This window comes from Oceanobacillus sp. CAU 1775, from assembly GCF_054482815.1.
The window spans coordinates 19654-38881 of sequence record NZ_JBTLRO010000002.1 but is presented as its reverse complement, the minus strand read 5'-3'; the positions used below and the strand labels follow the sequence as shown (position 1 = coordinate 38881).

Here is a 19228-nt window from a genome sequence, read left to right as displayed (position 1 = left end):
ACACCTCTTCAATTATCTTCTACGTTTACTTTTATTTTTAAGTGCTAATTTTCTCTTTATGTTTTCTTGTTCTTGTTTCATTTTTTTCTTATAACCAGGTTTTACCTTTTTCACTTTACGAACTTGTTTCCATGCTTCTTTTTCAATGTTTGTAGTATTATCTTTTCTTAATTGTCTTGTATTCCATGCTTTAGATTCAACAAATTCATTATTTTTAATATCTACGTAAGAAATTGTTAGCCCTTTTTGTTCTAGCTTATCAATCAATTTCAAATCCGTCTCTTCGTACAAGCTAATCGCAGTACCTTCTCTACCTGCTCTTGCTGTTCTACCAACACGGTGAATATAGAATTCTTCCTCTTTAGGGAGGCTCGCATTAATTACATGACTTACCCCAGCAATATCAATCCCACGTGATGCTAAGTCAGTTGCAACGACATATTCATATTTTAGGTTTTGAATTTCTTTTAATACACGCTTTCGTTCCCGCGGTGATAAACCACCATGGATAATACCTGCATTAAGGTTAGCCTCTAATAATTCAGCAACCAATGTATCCGCCTCTTCTTTACCGTTTGTAAATATTAAGGCTAAATAGGGTTGGATACTTGTTGAAATTTCTTTAATAACTTCTGATCTTTTTCTGTGTTTTAAAGCAATAAAACGGTGATCCATCTTTTCTGGTGAGAAATGATCGTCTATTTTAATATAAAAAGGATTTTCTAAATATTTTTTAAAGAAATGTTTTAATCTTTCTGGGATAGTTGCTGAAAATACCAATAGTTGGATATCTCTTTTAGAACGGACAAGCAACTGATCGACATCATTAATAAAACCTAGATCCAGCATTAAATCTGCTTCATCAATAACAAATGATTTAGCAGAGTAAATAGATAAGGCTTCGGACTTGACCATATCCAAGATTCTACCTGGAGTACCAACAATAATGTGTGGGGTTGTTTTTAATTTACTCATCATTCGGTTTTTATCTGTTCCGCCAATTAGTAATTTTGAAGTCCATTCATCTTTTTTCCCAGCATACTCAATTATTTTTTTCACTTCATCGTATAATTGTGTTGCTAATTCTCTTGTAGGAGAAGTTATTACAAATTGAACTTCATTTTTTGATGTGTCTAGTTCATGAAATAAAGGCAAAAGAAATGCATGTGTTTTTCCTGAACCTGTTCTTGACTGACCAATGACGCTTTTTCCTTCAAGTACTTTTGGAATTACTTTTTCCTGTATCTCTGTTGGCTGTTTAAATCCCAACTTTTCTGTAACCAACTGAATTGTGGGATCCAATTTTAGTGATTTAAATTTATTATTTGTCATTACAGTACACCTTCTTTTCTACCAGGTTAAATTTATAAATATTGGAAAGGGTCTGTTACTTCGTCAGATATAATGATTTCAGCATCAAAACTTGCCAACTCTTCTTTTAAGATTCTTTGTAAAGATTCTTTCATAATTTCTTCTATATAGTGACCCGCGTCAATTACTGCTAGTCCTGATGCCTTAGCATTTTGTGCTGGGTGGAAACTTACATCACCAGTTATATACAAATCTGCACCACTATTCAATGCATCTTGAAAGTACTTCTCGCCGCTACCTCCTATGATAGCTATTTTTTTAACTTCTCGGGTTAAATCCCCGATAACTCGAACATTATCGATATTTAATCTCTGCTTTAATTGAGGAATATAGTCCTTTAAAGTTGTGGATGTTGAAATTTCTCCGATTCTACCTAGTCCCCACGACTTTCCGGAATTGGAGAGTTCAATTATATCATAAGCTGGCTCTTCGTATGGATGTGCTTCAATGGCAGCATTAACAACCTGTTGCAATTTTTGTTCTGTGACAATTACTTCAATTTTAACTTCCTTAACCCTTGTTGCTTGACCAACGTCTCCAATGAAAGGGTCAGCGTCGGCTTGTGGTGTAAAAGATGCTTCACCATCAACTGTAAAGGAGCAATGCGTGTAATCCCCTAGATTACCTGCACCAGCCAAACCTAGAACGTCTTTAATCTTCTCTTCATGATCTTCAGGTACAAAAACTGCATATTTATATAATTTTTCTTCTCCGAGTTTTACTAAAGGTTTGGTTTGTTTTAATTCAAGCTTATCTGCAAGCATATCATTTACTCCAGAAGAAACTACATCTAGATTTGTATGTGCAGCGTATACGGTGATATCATGTTGAATTAATTTTTTCAGAATTCTACCTTCAGGTGTATCGGTGTTAATTTGTTTTATAGGTTGGAATAATAATGGATGGTGAGCAATTATTAAGTTAACTTTTTTATCGATTGCTTCATCTACTACTGATTCTAATACATCGAGTGTTATCATTATTTTGTTTGCTTTCTGGTGCTTACTGCCAACTTGCAAACCAACATTGTCCCAACTATAAGCTTTAGACTTAGGCGCTAAGTTTTCAATTGCTTTAAAAACTACTGAATTAGTAGGAATATTATTCATTAGACAATTCCTCCTCGATCCACTTTAGTTCTCTGTTAAATTGTGAAATTTTCTCTAGATTTGGTTCATCCGCTTGCTTCATTTGTTCAATGATTTCAAGCAATTTCACTCTTTCTTGAGACCACTTTTCTTTAAATACTTTTGATTTATTCTTTAGTAAATAGGGTCCTAAGAAAAGTTGTTTCTCCTTATAATCTTTGTCATAAGGTGACTCGTCGTTACGATTAGCTACTAATATTTCATAAATATGCCCTTTTTCTTCAAGAATAAACTCATCTGTAAGTTGAAAGCCATTCGAGTCAAACCACTTTCTAACTCTTCTTGCATCAATATTGGGCTGGGCAATGATTTTATTTATATTTGTTAATTTTTCCTTACCTGTTTCTAATATTGTCGAAATCAGTGCTCCACCCATTCCAGCGATGACGAGTTCTTCTACCTCGTTGTTTTCTCTAATAGCTTCTAGTCCGTTCGCTAGTCTGACATCAATTCTCTTTTCAAGTCCATGTTTTTTAACTGTTTTCTTCGCGCTTTCATATGGACCAACATTCACTTCTCCAGCTATCCCATACGCAGCTTGATCTCTTAAACAAACATAGCATGGAAGATACGCATGATCCGAACCGATATCAATAAATTTCGCTCCAGGAGATAGTTGACTAGCAACGTGAATAAGACGTTCTGAAATCTTTAAACCATCTGCGTTCATTCTAAAAATACTCCTATCTAATAGGCTATCTTAAAGCTAAATGTTAATAATTTTACTCACTTAGAGTTAGGGAAAGTAAATTGAGCTTCGGAAATATACGAAGACTCCTGCGGGATAGAAGGCAACGGTGAGACCCCACAGCGCGCAAGGCGTGCGAGGAGGCTCACCAGCCGCCCGCGAAAAGAGCGTAGTATATTTCCGAAGCGGGTTTAACCTCTTAATAACATTTGGCTTTAACATAGCCATCTAATAAGAAAAGCTTTCTGAAAATGCCAGAAAGCTTTTATATTTCTTTATAGATTTTATTGTTGTTCACTTAACCAGCTAGAAAGGGCTTCTAATTCTTCACCTGCTACTGCTGGAATTGCTGGCATTCCACCATCAGTACCATTTTGGATAATTTCTTTAATTTCGTCTTGAGAAAGTGATGCTCCAACTGTAGATAAGTCTGGCGCACTTCCATTAGAAAGTTCAGAACCATGACACATTGCACAGTTAGTTTGGTAAACAGAATCAACATCTACCTCAGCAGTTGCTCCTTCTTCTCCACCATTTTCTGTTTGCTCCGTATCAGTATTATCACCTTCTGCAATATCTGCACGGTTATTTAATCCTACTACTGAAATAATAATTACGGCTACAATCGCAAGAATAGCAATTATAGCATATGGCATTGCTGCGTTTTTCATTTCATATCCTCCTTATGTAATCCCCTTAATGCTATCTATAAAGACTATATATAGTTTACTCTAAAATCTAAGACTTTAAAAGGGAAAAGTAATTAATCTATATAAATAAATATAAACCCGTAAAAATTATACCCAATATACTAGTAATTAATAAGTATACCAGTTTAAATCTACGCCCAATAATATACCAGACAATAAAATTTAAGACAATAATAATACTTATAATAAATGGGTTCTCAAAAAATAATGTTGTAACTAGTAAACAAATAAGTAAAATTAAAAGCAAACTTATCATCAAACTTAAATGAAAAGATAAAGTTTTATGTTTTTTGTTAGTAATAAACATCCAAATAGAGTAACTTAAAAATAGCGATAAAGCAATGATTTTATAGTACAAATTAAATTCTGTGAAATATAGAATTAGAAACGCCATAGGTACTAATAGCACTAACAATACTAATTGAGTTAATCTACTTAGTTGCAAATTTGAATGCTTTCTTGATATTAATTTCTCTTTAGGTAACTCTTCACCTTGAGTATACAGTGCAAGTAAAAAATCACATTGTTGCTCAGGTAATATCTTATGCTCTCTCCAGTATTCTATCTCATTTACAATAACCGTTATTCGGTTATCATCCATGCCCCCACCCCATTATCTAATGATTTCATGGAGCTATAAAATAGTTATTGCTTGGAATTTGCAAGCAATAACTATATTTATCAATCTAGAAAATCTTTAAGGCGTTTACTCCTGCTAGGATGGCGAAGCTTTCTTAATGCTTTTGCTTCAATCTGACGAATTCTTTCTCTAGTTACACCAAATACCTTACCTACTTCTTCTAAAGTTCTAGTGCGGCCATCATCTAAGCCAAATCGAAGACGAAGGACGTTCTCTTCTCTATCTGTTAATGTATCTAATACATCTTCTAATTGCTCTTTCAGAAGCTCATATGCCGCATGATCGGAAGGCGATACAGCCTCCTGGTCTTCAATAAAGTCACCTAAATGTGAATCATCTTCTTCTCCAATAGGAGTTTCAAGTGATACAGGTTCTTGAGCAATCTTCAAAATATCCCTTACTTTTTCAGGTGTAAGCTCCATCTCTTCACCAATTTCTTCTGGTGTAGGTTCTCTACCTAAATCCTGAAGTAGCGAGCGTTGGACACGGATTAACTTGTTTATCGTTTCAACCATATGCACAGGAATTCGGATTGTTCTTGCTTGGTCAGCGATTGCACGAGTGATTGCTTGTCTAATCCACCAAGTTGCATACGTACTAAATTTAAATCCTTTTCGGTAGTCGAATTTCTCTACCGCTTTAATAAGACCCATATTCCCTTCTTGAATTAAATCCAGGAATAGCATCCCTCTACCTACATAGCGCTTCGCAATACTAACTACAAGTCGAAGGTTCGCTTCTGTTAATCTGCGTTTTGCTTCCTCGTCGCCCTCTTCAATTCTAGACGCAAGTTCAATTTCTTCAGCTGCAGATAAAAGATTTACTCGACCAATCTCTTTTAGATACATTCGTACAGGGTCATTGATTTTAATTCCTAAAGGAACACTTAAATCTTTTGTATCTACTTCTTCTTCCTTGGTGATTTGTTGCATAGTGGGATCATCTTCTGTCTCACCAATTACTTCTACTCCTTGTTCACCCAGGTACTCATAAAACTCATCCATTTCATCCGATTCAATTTCAAAATTAGAGAGTCGGTCAGCCACCTCTTCATAGGCTAATGCACCACGCTTTTTACCAATCTCTACTAACTTTTCTTTCACCATTTCTAAGGTCATTTCACTTTCCTTAGTTTGTGTAGGTTTTTTATCGGTCATGAGTCCCCCTCCTTCCAACAATGTATACTTAAATTTGCTTCTTCAACTTCCTTTGAATCTCTAAAATCTGTTGAGCAATCTGCGCTGCTTTTATTGGATCACTTTGCTGTTCAGCAATTTTTAATTGATCTTTTAGCAACTTAATCTCATCTTTATCACTCGACTGCTCTTTAATTATTCGAATATAATCTCGTAAAGCCTCATCATTAGGTTCGTCCATCTCAGAATGAATCGTTAGCTCTGTTATTAATTGCTTCAGTTTTTCATCCTCAAGTGCTTCGATAAACTTACTAACATCAGGTGAATGACCTGCTTCATAGAAAGCATATAAATGGGTCACTATTACTTTATGGTCATCAAGTTTGAAATTCATACCTAATTCTTCTTGAACCTTACTAGCAACACTCTCATTTTGCAGCATATAATAAATTATTTTTCTTTCTGCGTTATGAAAAGCGGGCAACAGATTATTTCTTTGGTACTTAAAATTATTCTTAGTATATCTGTTCTCTTTACTCTTATCCTGAATATTTCCTGATTTAGCTTGAATTCCTTCAAGTTCTTCTTTTAACGTTTCTATCGGAACCTCAAATTCCTTCGTAAGCTCTTGTAAGTAATATTCCCTTTCTAGAGAACTTTCAACCATTGATAATTCATTTAATACTTGTTGGATATAGTTTAAACGCTCAGCTTCTATACTTAAATTATAATTCTTTCTAATAAAACGCATATAAAATGTAATATAAGTATCACTAGCGCGAATAACTTGATTAATAAATGCTTCTCCACCATGCTCCATAATAAAGCTATCGGGGTCTGTTCCTTCATTTAAATAGGCTATTTTAACATTACAACCAACTTTTCTAAGCAAGTTGGCAGCCTTGTAGCTTGCCTCTTGCCCAGCTGAATCACCATCATAACAAAGGACTACTTGATTCACATACCTTTTAATTATCTTTGCTTGTGTCTCGGTAAGTGCAGTACCCATTGTCGCAACAACGTTTTTAACATCAGCTTGATTAGCGGCAATTACATCCATATAGCCTTCAAATAATATTGCTTCATTTTCTTTTCGAATATGCCTTTTTGCGAGGTCAAAGTTATATAGTAATTTACTTTTTTGAAATAAGTCACTTTCTGAGCTATTTAAATATTTAGGTCCTTGTTCATGAAGTGACCTAGCTCCAAAGGCAACTGTCTTACCTAAGTGATTGCGAATTGGAAAGATAACTCTTCCGCGAAAGCGATCAGAGGCTGTCCCATCTTCATGAATGGTGACTAATCCAGCTTTAACTAATAGCTGTCTGTTAAACCCCTTTTTTTCTAAGAATTCCAGCACGAAGTTTTTAACATTTGGTGCGAATCCTAGTTGAAAGGTTTCAATTGAAGACTCATTAATTTTTCTTTGAGTAAAATAATTATAGCCTTCCTTTCCATCTTTAGTGAATTTAAGCAGATGGTGGTATAGCTTAGTCAACCACTCATATGCCTCTAGAATACTTTGGTTCTCATCTGAATGTGTGAACTTTTTGGATGATCCAGTTTCCGGCAAAGAAATATCCACACGTTTTGCTAGAAATTCTAAAGACTCATAAAAAGAAAAGCTTTCCATTTCCATCATGAAAGTCACTACATTTCCACCTTTTCCACAACCGAAGCAGTGAAAGATTTGTTTCTCTTGTGTGACTGAGAAGGAAGGTGACTTTTCACCGTGAAATGGACATAGACCAAAATAATTTCTTCCTTGTTTTTTTAATTGAACATACTCTCCAACTATATCAACAATATCGTTGGCTTTTCTAATATCCTCAATTACTTCTTCTGGTATTTGATTACTCAAGTTTACCACCATATTCTAATTATTCGAGATGAAATTACAAATCCCTTCATTTTCCGACAAAATTCTTGGAAAATACGAAAAAAACATTTGAACCTTCCATTTATCAATAAAATGACAATGAGAAATTTAATTTTGAATCAAATGAAATAAATGTGATGAATTTTAACTAAACTCATTAGTATATAATTCTATAAAAGCAACAGACTTTCCTGCTTTTCTTGAGGGTAAATCTTTTTAGTAATCTTTTATAAATTCATTGCATATTAATATGTTTACACAAAAAATAATTATAATACACTTTCTTGTTTAATTCTATCTTTTTGCCTTACTATTTTCCTAAAATAAGAAAACATTCTACATTTCACTAGTAGAATGTTCTCTTTTAATCATTTTAGAGATTCGATTTGACATATTTTTTATTTGTTTTTTAACATTTGTAAGATAATATTGGCTGTTTCTTCAACTGCTTTATTTGAGACATCAATAACTTCACAACCGATTCTATCGACTACTTTATTAAAATATTCTAGTTCTTCATTGATCCGATTAAATGTAGCATAAGTTGCTTGGTTACCTAGCCCGAGTGCTTTCAATCTCTCTTTACGAATTTCGTTTAGTTTTTCGGCACTAATTCGCAATCCGATACACTTCTTCGGGTCAACCATGAATAACTCTTCAGGCGGATCAAGTTCTGGTACGATTGGTACGTTAGCCACTTTAATCCGTTTATTAGCAAGGTATTGTGATAAAGGAGTTTTAGACGTTCTTGAAACCCCTACTAAAATAATGTCTGCCCGAGCAATCCCTCTTGGATCGCGTCCATCATCGTATTTAACAGCGAATTCTATTGCTTCCACCCGTTTAAAATAATCTTCATCAAGTTTATGAACTAGTCCTGGTTCTAAGCGAGGTTCTTTTTCAAAAAACTCTTCCATAGCTGTAATAGTAGGACCCATAATATCAATTGCAATGATATTAGCATTTTTAGCTTGTTGATTTAAGTAACTACGTAAGCCAGGGTCTACTAATGTAAACCCAATCATTGCACCGTATTCTTGTGCAATTTGTAAGTATTCATCAATTGTTTCTTTATCTTCTACATATGGAACTCGGTTAATTTTATAGTTACCATTATTAAACTGACTCAAACCAGCTTTCATTACAAGTTCTGCTGTTTCCCCTACAGAATCAGATAAAATATATACTGTTGGCGTACTCATACTATTCCTCCTCGTAACTTTTAGAACCGTTTCTCTTCTATTAATTCAACAAGAGCTTTAGTCATAGTAGTCTTTGTAATTCTCCCAATCACTTCCATACCGTTTTCAGTATCTTTTACTACCGGTATCCCATCAATTTGTTTATTAATTAAATTTTGAGCAACTTCTACAAGTAAATCTTCTTTTCTGCATACAGTTATATTTGGCATCCTCGTCATAATGATATGAACTGGGACATTTGTTAAATCTTGTTGGCCGATACTTGCTCGCAATAAATCCTTTCTAGATAAAACTCCTGTTAGACATGATTTATCATCTACAACAAATAAGGTTCCAACATCCTCTAGAAAAATAGTTGTAATTGCGTCATAAACAGAAGCATCTTCTCTAACTGCAACTGGTACTTGTTGATAATCACGGACTTTCATTTTCTTAATATTATCTGTGAGTAACTCCGAACCAGTCTTGCCTGTATAGAAATAACCCACTCTTGGCCTAGCATCAAGGAAGCCAGCCATTGTTAGTATTGCCAAATCAGGACGTAAGGTTGCTCTAGTCAAACCCAATTGTTCTGCAATCTTTTCTCCAGTAATTGGTCCGTTTGGCTTCACTATTTCTATGATTTGTTCTTGACGATCCGACAATTCCACACCATTCACCACCTAATTAAAGTGACATACTAATTTTTATATATTATACACTATATAGTGGTAAATAGTAATTAGGATATACTATTTAATTAAAACTTTGTTTCCATTCAATCAGAGATAAATCAGCAAATGCTTTAATTAGTTTTGATATCTCAAATATTAGAGCCAATCGATTGTTCTTAATTGCTTCGTTGTCTGCCATCACCATATTGTTCTCAAAGAAAGCATGGATTGGAACTGCTAAATTTTCCAATTGATTAAATGCAGGTTCCGCTTGTAAATTGTTATCATAATTCACAAATGCTGTTTTTGAACCAAGCAATTGTTCATATAATGCTTTTTCTGAATCTGTTTCAAACAAATCTTCTTGAATAGTAGATTCTTCAGCTTTACTTGACAGATTTAACACTCTGACCAAAGCTTCTTCTTTTTCTTTAAAATCACTATCTTTTCTTTTTGCTGATAACAGTTTTGCTTTTTCAATTAAATAACGTACGTTTCCTATTTCGTTTACTGTAACTGCTTTAAATATATCGTTTTCTACATCTTGCTCTTTTAGAATATATGCGACACGCTGTTTAAAGAAGTCATGAATTTTATCCATTGTATCAGAATTCAGGTCGATATTTTTCTCGGAATATACTTCAGTGGCAATTTGTAAAATATCCTCTAAAGAAATATCCCATTCTTTATTTTGCAACATACGGATCACTCCTGTTGCTTGTCTTCTCAGTGCATATGGATCTTGAGACCCACTAGGAATTAGTCCAACTGATAGGATTCCAACAATTGTATCTACCTTATCTGCGATACTTAAAACTGTCCCCGTAACAGTTTGTGGTAATTCACTATTTGCTTGCTTCGGTAAGTATTGCTCTCTAATGGCAGTAGAAACCTCATCGTTCTCTTCATAATTCTTGGCATAAATTTCACCAATTACACCTTGTAATTCAGGAAACTCATCAACCATGTTTGTCATTAAATCAAATTTACTAATGACAGCAGCTCTACTAATTAGTTGGCCTGTTTCATCACCTAATGTAAGTTTTTCTGATATTTGGCCTCCAATTAATCGTACTCTTTCCACTTTTTCAGCTAATGTTCCTAATTTTTCTTGGAATACCACCCGATTAAGTTTTGCTAAGTGATTCTCTAGAGGTTGTTTTTGATCTTCTTCAAAGAAAAATTCTGCATCCGCAAGACGTGCTCTTAAAACTTTTTCATTACCCCTTACAACATTATCAAGTGCGTGTGAATCTCCATTACGTACGCCGATGAAGTGTGGAAGTAATTTATTGTCTTTAGATCTTACAGGGAAATATCGTTGATGTTCCTTCATAGAAATAATTAAGACTTCAGATGGTAATTGTAAGAAATGGTCTTCAAAAGATCCCATGAAAACAGTTGGGTATTCCACAAGATTTCTTACTTCGTCTAATAGATCTTGTTCAACGATAATTTGTAAATCATGTTCTTCTTCTAAGTTTCGAATTCCACTTAGGATTAAAGCTTCACGTTCTTTCGCATTAGCGATTACAAAATTATCTTTTAATAGAGTTTCGTACTCTGTTGCTTTATTAATCTTCATTTCACTTCCAAGATAACGGTGTCCATAAGATATATTGCTTGTTTTCACATTAGCTATTTCAAATGGGATTATTTCTTCTCCATAAATTGCAGTTAACCATCTAATCGGCCTAGCATAACGAAATGCTTCTTCGCCCCAACGCATGCTGCTGGCAAAAGGAATCGACTCAATAATGTCTTTGAAATGTGGTAGCAATTCTTTTGTTGCTTGGCCTTCAATCGTTTTATTGACAAATACATATGTTTTTCCATTTACTTCTTTTTCCAGTAAATCTTCGACTGTTTTCCCTTGTCCCTTAGCAAAGCCAATCGCTGCTTTTGACCAGTTTCCATTTTCATCTTTAGCAATTGAAAGTGCAGGCCCTCTTACTTCCTCTTCAAGTGTTGCTTGCATCTCCGCAAGGTCGGAAATAACAATTGCTAATCGTCGCGGTGTCGAGAACGACTCAATACTTTCAAAAGTTATTCGCGATTCATTCAGCCAATCCATTGTTTTCTCTTTTAAGCTTTGTTCTGCTTGGTCGATAAATCGTGCTGGTAATTCTTCAAGACCAACTTCGATTAAAACATTCTTAGCCATTGTTAGCCTCCTTCTTTAACATCGGAAAGCCTAAACGTTCTCTTTCTTCGATGTATGCCTTTGCAATATTTCTAGCTAAATTTCTCACTCTTGTAATATAGCCTGTCCGTTCCGTAACTGAGATTACTCCTCTTGCATCAAGAAGGTTAAATGTATGTGAACATTTCAATACATAATCATAGGACGGAAAAATTAGTTTAGCTTCCATTGCTCGCTTTGCTTCGTTTTCATACATTGAAAATAACTGGAATAGCATATCTGTATCAGACTTTTCGAAAGTGTATTTCGAGTGTTCATATTCCGGCTGGAAGAAGATATCACCTACAGTAACTCCATTTGTCCATTCAAGATCAAATACATTTTCTTTATCTTGAATATACGAGGCCAATCTCTCTACTCCATAAGTTAACTCAACAGAAACAGGGTTTGCTTCCAAACCACCAATCTGCTGAAAATATGTAAATTGGGTTACTTCCATTCCGTCTAGCCAAACTTCCCAACCTAATCCGGCTGCACCAAGTGTTGGGTTTTCCCAATTATCTTCGACAAAACGTATATCATGTTCTAATGGATTAATTCCTATTTTCTCTAAAGACTGCAAATAAAGTTCCTGAATGTTATCAGGACTAGGCTTCATCACTACTTGGAATTGATGGTGCTGATACAATCGATTTGGGTTATTACCATATCTACCATCAGCTGGTCTTCTAGAAGGCTCTACATACGCCACATTCCACGGCTCTGGACCAAGACTACGTAAGAGAGTCATCGGTGACATTGTCCCTGCACCCTTTTCAGTGTCATAAGCTTGAACTAAGATACAATTCTGCTCTGACCAATGCTTTTGCAAGGTTAAAATCATTTCTTGGATATTCATTATTTTACCTCCACTTTATATTTACATAGAAACAAAAAAACCATCTCTATGCTTGAGATTACCCAAACATAGGGACGGTTAATAATCCGCGGTTCCACCCTACTTACTCTTATATAAGAGTCACTTTAGTGAAAATTGCTCCAGAATGCCTTTCCTTATTTAATCGTTATTCAGCTCCCACCATACTGAATTCTCTTTAAACGAAATTTAAATAAGTACTCTTTTCCTTCTACGCAACTATATATTCATCTTTAAAAATCATACTTCAGAACTTTTATTATGTCAAATAAAAGCCTAATCACCAGTAAGCTTATCAAGTTGTTTGAGAAATCTACGGGATTTTAAATAAAAACCGCCAAAACGCTCATAATAAGCATCAATTAATGTTCGTAGGAATTGTTTATTTTCTTCCTTCACAGATATGTTTCCAACTTGATCAAGACCAACGTTTTGAAACATTTGTAATAACCTCACTTGAGTAGCCGTTAAGAGAATTGCATCAGGATCAATATGTTTACACCTTGAGCAAAGCATACCACCTTCACCAAATGAAAAGTTAAGCAGTTCTGTATGATCTCCACAATTTGAACACTGATGAAGAATCGGAGCAAACCCGCCCTTTGTAAATAACTTCAGCTCGTACATCATTATTGGTATTTCGCTTTCTGTATTTTCATCGATCCATTTTAATGTTAAGTAATATTGTTCATATAACTCTAAATCTGGTGTCTTTTCTTCAATCAATTTTTCTGTAAGCTCTGTTATATAAGCAGTGTATGCTGTTTTTACAATATCTTCTCGAATATTACGAAAAGAATCAATGATCTCACCTTGTTGTAAAGTACCCATGCCTCTATTCATATAGACAAAAAACTCACCTAATATAAATGGTTGAGCAACAGATGCCATTCTGCTTCGAGGTTTTTTTGCCCCTCTAGCCATCGCTGTGAATTTACCAAAACGCTTACTAAAAATAGTAACAATCTTGTTTGTTTCCCCATAGTCAATTGTTTTAATGATGATACCTTCTACTTTCTCCAGCAATTGCTTCAGCCCTTTTTCACTTTTGAAAAACTTCTTCTATATTGTAATGTATATTTGATTCTGTTTTTGAAGTATCTAAATCTGAAGTCTGCCTTACATTTTCCATTTCCTTTAGCAATAAATAGGTTTCAATGTTTCCTGTTTGAGTAAACACTTTCCAAGTAGTATCTAACACAAGAAACCCCGCCTTTCTATTTTTTATTTGAAAATGTAACTATTACTTAGCGTGACCAAAAATAGAATGATTAATAAGTATTAAAATTTACCAGAGTTAATATTCATCTTTTCTAAATCCTAATTCATATAACTGATTTTGTTTGTTTCTCCAATCCTTTTTTACCTTAACCCATAGCTCCAGATACACTTTTGAACCTAATAATGTTTCAATATCTTTCCTAGCTTCTACTCCAATGTTTTTCAACATTTTACCTTGCTTTCCAATAACAATTCCTTTTTGCGAGTCTCTTTCCGTAATAATTGTTGCTTGAATAAGTATCGTTCCATCTTTTCTCTTTTCCATATTTTCCATCATTACGGCAATAGAGTGTGGTACTTCTTCTCTTGTCATATGCAATGCTTTTTCTCGAATGAGCTCTGTAATAATAAATCTTTCCGGATGATCTGTCACTTGGTCAGCAGGATAATATTGAGGACCTATAGGTAAATGACTTTCTAATACCTCAAGTAAATGATTTACATTATTCCCTCCTAGAGCTGAAATGGGAACAATTTCTTCAAACTCACCTTTGTCTTTGTATTCTGCAATCGTTTCTAATAGCTTTTCTGGACTGATAAGGTCTATTTTATTAATAATTAGAAATACAGGACTCTTCACTTTCTTTAATCGTTCAATGATATACTCATCGCCTCGACCAAAACCTTCATCGGCATTTATCATAAATAACACAACATCTACTTCATTCAATGTGTTTTCTGCTACATTCATCATAAAGTCACCAAGTTTGTGCTTTGGCTTATGAATACCAGGAGTGTCAATGAAGACCATTTGATAATTATCCTTCGTAAGAACTCCCTGTATTTTATTTCTTGTCGTTTGAGCTTTATCACTCATAATTGATATTTTTTGACCGATAACATGGTTTAAAAATGTTGATTTCCCTACGTTAGGTCTTCCAATAATTGAAATAAATCCTGACTTAAACTCTGCTTCCATAATTCATCCTCCAAGATGTGTTTCTTAAATCATATCATACTACAAACTTTAGACAGATTCATACATTCGACAAAAGTTATAATAACCTTATATTAATTTACATATTTCCTCATAGGATGCGAAAATAAACATTTTTTGTATTTCAGTTGATTTTGAAAAAAATTAACCTGTTCTATTTCAATATAAAAGGCCTTGTTAAAGCTTATTTTTGATTCTTAATCGATTAAGAAATAGAATTACTATATGAGCTTCGGAAATATACGGAGACTCCTGCGGGAAAAAAGGCATAGGTGAGATCCCGCAGTACGCGAAGCGTGCGAGGAAGCTCACCAGCCGCCCGCGGAAAGCGGAGTATATTTCCGAAGCGGGTTTATTCTCCTAACAATTGGGAAGTTTAACAAAGCAATTAAAAAAGACAGCAACAAAAGTTTAAATAGTAATTTAAATACGAACAATCCCGGACATGAAAGTTCCGATTAATATACATTGTTCAACATTTAGCCTACTAAAAGATCTTTTGTTTCTGTCTCTTAATTATTCTAGAAATTAGCTTTTAAAATATTTTCGGTAAAAAAATGAGCATACCGACAATAACAGATACAATCGCACTGATAAGTACCGCTCCTGCTGCTGCATCTTTAATAAATCCAGCGATTGGATGAAATTCTGGTTTCACATAATCAATAATTTTCTCTATTGCTGTATTAATTATTTCGGTAATGAGTACCAAACCTATCACAATGATGATAGCCACCCACTCAAACGGGGATAATCGGAAAAGAAATCCAAAAACGATTACAGTTAGCATGGCAATTAAATGAAAACGAAAATTCCATTCCGATTTAGCTACAGCTATGATTCCTCTGCTTGCATTTGGCAAACCAATCCATTTCTTCTTATCTTTCAATGCCAAACTCATTTAATATTTCATTTTGTTTAGAAAACATCTCTTTTTCTTCTTCTTCATTCAAATGATTGTAACCAAGCAAATGGAGGAATCCATGAATAGCTAAAAACGCAAACTCTCTCTCAATAGAGTGCCCATATTCTTCTGCCTGCTCTTTTGTTTTATCTACTGAAATAACGATATCTCCTAGCAGAATTGGCATGTCTGGCTCATCAAAATTCACTTCGCCATCCATCGACTCTTGCATTGCAAATGATATGACATCAGTAGGTTCGTTTTTTTGGCGATAATTACGATTTAGTTCTTGAATTTCACGATTATTAACAAAGTTAACAGACATTTCAGCTTCATCTGAAACGCCTTCTTTCTTTCCTGCAAAAACCAATAATCGTTGTAATACATCAATAAAATCTGTAGGGACTGAGTTTGTTTTATCATGAAAATCGATATGCATTTAATTTTCCTCCTTTAGCGGATATTGAATTCTTGAATGAAAAATACCTTTTAGTGTTTCACAGATTGTTCGTTGGATAACCTTTAATTCGATTAAGGTAAGAGGACTTTCATCCAATTGACCATCTGCTACACGATCATTCATAATAGATGCAACTATTTCTTCAATCTTTTCTTCTGTAGGCTCATTCATAGAGCGTACCGCAGCCTCAACTGAATCACAAATACTTATTACAGCTGCTTCTTTCGTTTGTGGTTTAGGACCTGGATAACGGAATTCACTTTCCTTAACCTCAGGATCAACCTTCTTCTCTTTAAAATAGAAAAACTTTAGTAAGGATGTTCCGTGATGAGTTTTGGCAATATCTATAATTTCCTCAGGTAAATTAGATTTCTTAAGCATTTCTACTCCATCATATGGATGGCTAATAATTATTTTAGCACTCTCTTTTGGATCTATATAATCGTGGGGGTTCTTGCTTCCCATTTGATTTTCAATAAAGAAATGTGGTCGCACTGTTTTTCCTATGTCATGATAGTATGCACCCACTCTAGCTAGGAGTCCATTTGCACCAATCGCTTCACATGCCGTCTCACTAATATTAGCAACCATAACAGAATGGTGGTAGGTGCCTGGAGCTTCCACAAGTAACTTTTTCAATAATGGATGATTAGGACTGGAAAGTTGTAATAATTTTATGTCGGAAAGAATTCCTAACCCTGTCTCAAAAAATGGCAACAAACCAATTGTTAAGACAACTGCTATGAAAGCTGATGCAAAAGCAAAAACAGATTGGGTTAACATATCTGTAAAGGTATATTTTTCAAAAGACAAGAATAAAAATAATAATACAACACAAATGTTTACTACCGTTATTCCCATTCCTGCTCTTAATATTCCTAGACGATCCTTCACATGCACCAAGAAAATAATCGCTGCATATTGCGACAGGAAGAAATAGATAGCTGCTTCGATATTTAGAGCTCCTGGAATCAATCCATTAAAGATAACACTACCTAATATGGCATAAATAACCGCCATTACAATGGCAATCCGTTCATTTATTAAGATTTTTAATAGAAGTGATGCCATTGCTATAGGCATGATAATAAACAGTTGATTACTATCTGTTGTATATAAACTAACTACTTTCATTAATCCACCTGCAATTAAACTAATGAGCAAAATAGCTAGTAAAATACGTTTATTTAATTTATGCTTCCTACTATAGTTTTTTATTTCATAAGCAATCATCCCGCTTAATAAAAGTACCATTATAATTAATCCGAAAAGAGGAAACACATTTCTTTGTCCATCGAGTAAACCAACAAGATTCAATTGTTCATAGATTTCGTTTGTGATAATTTGTCCTTCACTAACAATGATTTCTCCTGCTTTAATCATTTCAGGATCTACATTACTCGATGCTTGTTTTCTAGCTTCATTCGTCGCATCAAGATCAAAAAATGAATTCTCAGTTACTATGAAATCTGTAAAATTAGAAAGAACATCTTTAATTTCAGAATTGATGGAAGCATACCTAATCTCTTCTAATACTAATGATCTTGCTGTCTGGACATTTTCAGTGCGAACTCCAGCTTCCATTACTTCCTGTACCGCATTCATAAAAAGGCGCTTTGCTCTTTCTATTTCATCTTTTGACGCATTTAGAAGTACAGCGACATCTTCCACATTCGCCTCTTGAACAATTTCTTCAGAGAGAATCTGCCTTAATCTATCAATTTTTTCTTCATTAGTTAGGATTGGAACTTCCTCGGCATCTTCAGACTCTTCTTCCTCATCCGTCTGCTCCGTATTTACTTCTTCATTTAGTATTAAAATAGCATCAAAAATTTCTTCTGCCTGGCTCAAACTCTCATTATTAACTTGCTCTGAAATTAAATAACGATCTTCAACTTGTTGAACTGCTTCTCTAATTTTCCGTTCTGTCTCTACTTCATTTTCAATTGTGATGGGAGACCTAATCGTTGTGTTCGCATTTGTGAATCTTTCTAAATCATAGGTTTCCGTATAAACGTTGTTCACTGTGATGAAAAAGAAGAAAATAGCTTGTATTAAAATAGTTAATATAATTAAAAATCTAGTCGCTCGACTTTTTATAAAAGATTCTATATTGAAGCTAAATCTCTTTTTCACTTAGAACTTCCCCCTTTTTCGAATATAACAACGAATAAGACCTAATTCTAGGCCTTATTCTGAAGTGTTTTCATTATCATAAGCTTGAATAATACGTTGTACCAGTGGGTGACGAACGACATCCGAACCTTCTAAATATGTAAATGAAAGACCTTCGACATTACGTAAGAGTTGTTCAACGATTCTTAAGCCAGATTTGACGCCTTTTGGTAAATCAATTTGCGTAATATCCCCTGTAATTACCATCTTGCTTCCAAACCCTAATCTTGTTAAGAACATTTTCATCTGCGCTGGTGTTGTGTTTTGGGCTTCATCAAGAATTACAAATGCATTATCTAGTGTTCTCCCTCGCATATATGCTAATGGCGCTATTTCGATTGTTTCTCGCTCAATTAAGCGTGCTGTATGTTCTACACCTAATACATCATGAAGTGCATCATAAAGTGGTCTTAAATATGGATCAACTTTTTCTTTTAGGTCTCCAGGTAAAAATCCAAGACTTTCTCCAGCTTCAACAGCAGGACGAGTTAGTATAATTTTTTTAATATGCCCTTTTTTTAATGCATCAACAGCCATAACTACAGCTAGATATGTTTTACCAGTACCAGCTGGCCCGATACCAAAGACCAAATCTTTTGCCCGAATGCTAGCTACATACTTTTTCTGGCCTAGCGTTTTAACTCGGATTGATTTCCCTTTGGCATTTTTCGTAATCTCATCTTCAAATAAAGCTTCAAATTGATTGATATTGCCACGTTTTGCAAGTTCTATAGCATATACGAAATCCCGTTCAGATAGAGAGATTCCTCTACGAATTAAAGAAAGCGCTGTAAAAAGAATCTCCTCTACATGCTGGATGGATTCAACTGGACCAGAGACCCGAATCTTTTCCCCGCGTGAGACAATATTTATATTTAATTGTGTCTCAAGTTGCTTGATATTCTTATCATTATTACCAAATAAGGATAATGCTTCTGTAGGACTTGCTAATTGTAAATCAATTTCTTTGAGGTTTTCAGTCATA

At 34.4% G+C, this 19228-nt stretch carries 18 protein-coding genes and 1 other annotated feature; all 18 genes read right to left on the bottom strand.

Translation table 11 applies throughout. The annotated features are described in order from the left end of the window. Positions 1 to 12: 12 nt before the first annotated feature. The 18 genes from ACXYMZ_RS03345 to ACXYMZ_RS03260 all read right to left on the bottom strand — a co-directional run bounded on the left by ACXYMZ_RS03345 (position 13) and on the right by ACXYMZ_RS03260 (position 19227). Positions 13 to 1332 carry a DEAD/DEAH box helicase gene (locus tag ACXYMZ_RS03345; protein ID WP_458946947.1) on the bottom strand — a complete coding sequence of 440 codons (1320 nt, stop codon included), beginning with the start codon at positions 1330 to 1332 and terminating at the stop codon, positions 13 to 15. Between the two features lie 32 nt (positions 1333 to 1364). Further along, a complete protein-coding gene (locus ACXYMZ_RS03340) occupies positions 1365 to 2480 on the bottom strand; it encodes a Nif3-like dinuclear metal center hexameric protein (protein WP_458946946.1) in 1116 nt (371 codons plus the stop codon). Continuing rightward, positions 2473 to 3189 carry a tRNA (adenine(22)-N(1))-methyltransferase gene (locus ACXYMZ_RS03335; RefSeq protein ID WP_458946945.1) on the bottom strand — a complete coding sequence of 239 codons (717 nt, stop codon included), beginning with the start codon at positions 3187 to 3189 and terminating at the stop codon, positions 2473 to 2475. The genes ACXYMZ_RS03340 and ACXYMZ_RS03335 overlap by 8 nt, the downstream gene beginning before the upstream one ends. Positions 3190 to 3491: 302 nt before the next feature. Beyond that, positions 3492 to 3878 carry a c-type cytochrome gene (locus ACXYMZ_RS03330; RefSeq protein WP_458946944.1) on the bottom strand — a complete coding sequence of 129 codons (387 nt, stop codon included), beginning with the start codon at positions 3876 to 3878 and terminating at the stop codon, positions 3492 to 3494. 97 nt (positions 3879 to 3975) lie between these two features. Then, positions 3976 to 4518, bottom strand: coding sequence for a hypothetical protein (locus ACXYMZ_RS03325; RefSeq protein ID WP_458946943.1), 543 nt, complete (start codon positions 4516 to 4518; stop codon positions 3976 to 3978). An 80-nt stretch (positions 4519 to 4598) separates the two neighbouring features. Further along, positions 4599 to 5714, bottom strand: coding sequence for an RNA polymerase sigma factor RpoD (gene rpoD, locus ACXYMZ_RS03320; RefSeq protein WP_458946942.1), 1116 nt, complete (start codon positions 5712 to 5714; stop codon positions 4599 to 4601). 28 nt (positions 5715 to 5742) lie between these two features. Further along, positions 5743 to 7563, bottom strand: coding sequence for a DNA primase (gene dnaG / locus ACXYMZ_RS03315; protein WP_458946941.1), 1821 nt, complete (start codon positions 7561 to 7563; stop codon positions 5743 to 5745). 407 nt (positions 7564 to 7970) lie between these two features. Beyond that, positions 7971 to 8774: a pyruvate, water dikinase regulatory protein gene (locus tag ACXYMZ_RS03310; protein WP_458946940.1), complete on the bottom strand. Its 804-nt coding sequence runs from the start codon at positions 8772 to 8774 to the stop codon at positions 7971 to 7973. A gap of 20 nt (positions 8775 to 8794) precedes the next feature. Further along, the gene (locus ACXYMZ_RS03305; RefSeq protein WP_458946939.1) at positions 8795 to 9424 is read right to left on the bottom strand and encodes a helix-turn-helix transcriptional regulator; all 630 of its coding nucleotides are present in this window, start codon (positions 9422 to 9424) and stop codon (positions 8795 to 8797) included. An 85-nt stretch (positions 9425 to 9509) separates the two neighbouring features. Continuing rightward, complete coding sequence (gene glyS / locus ACXYMZ_RS03300) at positions 9510 to 11591, bottom strand: glycine--tRNA ligase subunit beta (RefSeq protein ID WP_458946938.1); 2082 nt, start codon at positions 11589 to 11591, stop codon at positions 9510 to 9512. Beyond that, entirely contained in the window at positions 11584 to 12468 is an 885-nt protein-coding gene (gene glyQ / locus ACXYMZ_RS03295; protein WP_458946937.1) for a glycine--tRNA ligase subunit alpha, read from the bottom strand. The genes glyS and glyQ overlap by 8 nt, the downstream gene beginning before the upstream one ends. A 67-nt stretch (positions 12469 to 12535) precedes the next feature. After that, positions 12536 to 12709, bottom strand: a binding site (T-box leader). Between the two features lie 53 nt (positions 12710 to 12762). After that, complete coding sequence (gene recO / locus ACXYMZ_RS03290; RefSeq protein WP_458946936.1) at positions 12763 to 13512, bottom strand: DNA repair protein RecO; 750 nt, start codon at positions 13510 to 13512, stop codon at positions 12763 to 12765. 16 nt (positions 13513 to 13528) lie between these two features. After that, positions 13529 to 13687: a YqzL family protein gene (locus ACXYMZ_RS03285; RefSeq protein ID WP_458946935.1), complete on the bottom strand. Its 159-nt coding sequence runs from the start codon at positions 13685 to 13687 to the stop codon at positions 13529 to 13531. A gap of 96 nt (positions 13688 to 13783) precedes the next feature. Next, positions 13784 to 14686, bottom strand: coding sequence for a GTPase Era (gene era / locus ACXYMZ_RS03280; protein WP_458946934.1), 903 nt, complete (start codon positions 14684 to 14686; stop codon positions 13784 to 13786). A 553-nt stretch (positions 14687 to 15239) separates the two neighbouring features. Continuing rightward, positions 15240 to 15605, bottom strand: a complete 366-nt coding sequence (locus ACXYMZ_RS03275; RefSeq protein ID WP_458946933.1) for a diacylglycerol kinase family protein — start codon at positions 15603 to 15605, stop codon at positions 15240 to 15242. Next, positions 15583 to 16047 (bottom strand): rRNA maturation RNase YbeY, encoded by a 465-nt coding sequence (gene ybeY, locus ACXYMZ_RS03270; protein WP_458946932.1) that lies wholly within the window; start codon positions 16045 to 16047, stop codon positions 15583 to 15585. Before ybeY ends, ACXYMZ_RS03275 begins: the two co-directional genes overlap by 23 nt. Further along, on the bottom strand, positions 16048 to 18204 hold the full coding sequence (locus tag ACXYMZ_RS03265; RefSeq protein WP_458946931.1) for an HD family phosphohydrolase: 2157 nt from the start codon (positions 18202 to 18204) through the stop codon (positions 16048 to 16050). Between the two features lie 54 nt (positions 18205 to 18258). Further along, positions 18259 to 19227, bottom strand: coding sequence for a PhoH family protein (locus ACXYMZ_RS03260; RefSeq protein ID WP_458946930.1), 969 nt, complete (start codon positions 19225 to 19227; stop codon positions 18259 to 18261). Position 19228: the final 1 nt, after the last annotated feature.

What these genes read in the sequence shown, in the direction of transcription:
- ACXYMZ_RS03345 (WP_458946947.1), bottom strand. Translation starts at nt 1,332, where the DNA reads ATGACAAATAATAAATTTAAATCACTAAAATTGGATCCCACAATTCAG.
- ACXYMZ_RS03340 (WP_458946946.1), bottom strand. Translation starts at nt 2,480, where the DNA reads ATGAATAATATTCCTACTAATTCAGTAGTTTTTAAAGCAATTGAAAAC.
- ACXYMZ_RS03335 (WP_458946945.1), bottom strand. Translation starts at nt 3,189, where the DNA reads ATGAACGCAGATGGTTTAAAGATTTCAGAACGTCTTATTCACGTTGCT.
- ACXYMZ_RS03330 (WP_458946944.1), bottom strand. Translation starts at nt 3,878, where the DNA reads ATGAAAAACGCAGCAATGCCATATGCTATAATTGCTATTCTTGCGATT.
- ACXYMZ_RS03325 (WP_458946943.1), bottom strand. Translation starts at nt 4,518, where the DNA reads ATGGATGATAACCGAATAACGGTTATTGTAAATGAGATAGAATACTGG.
- rpoD (WP_458946942.1), bottom strand. Translation starts at nt 5,714, where the DNA reads ATGACCGATAAAAAACCTACACAAACTAAGGAAAGTGAAATGACCTTA.
- ACXYMZ_RS03310 (WP_458946940.1), bottom strand. Translation starts at nt 8,774, where the DNA reads ATGAGTACGCCAACAGTATATATTTTATCTGATTCTGTAGGGGAAACA.
- glyS (WP_458946938.1), bottom strand. Translation starts at nt 11,591, where the DNA reads ATGGCTAAGAATGTTTTAATCGAAGTTGGTCTTGAAGAATTACCAGCA.
- glyQ (WP_458946937.1), bottom strand. Translation starts at nt 12,468, where the DNA reads ATGAATATCCAAGAAATGATTTTAACCTTGCAAAAGCATTGGTCAGAG.
- era (WP_458946934.1), bottom strand. Translation starts at nt 14,686, where the DNA reads ATGGAAGCAGAGTTTAAGTCAGGATTTATTTCAATTATTGGAAGACCT.
- ACXYMZ_RS03275 (WP_458946933.1), bottom strand. Translation starts at nt 15,605, where the DNA reads ATGAGTTTGGCATTGAAAGATAAGAAGAAATGGATTGGTTTGCCAAAT.
- ybeY (WP_458946932.1), bottom strand. Translation starts at nt 16,047, where the DNA reads ATGCATATCGATTTTCATGATAAAACAAACTCAGTCCCTACAGATTTT.
- ACXYMZ_RS03260 (WP_458946930.1), bottom strand. Translation starts at nt 19,227, where the DNA reads ATGACTGAAAACCTCAAAGAAATTGATTTACAATTAGCAAGTCCTACA.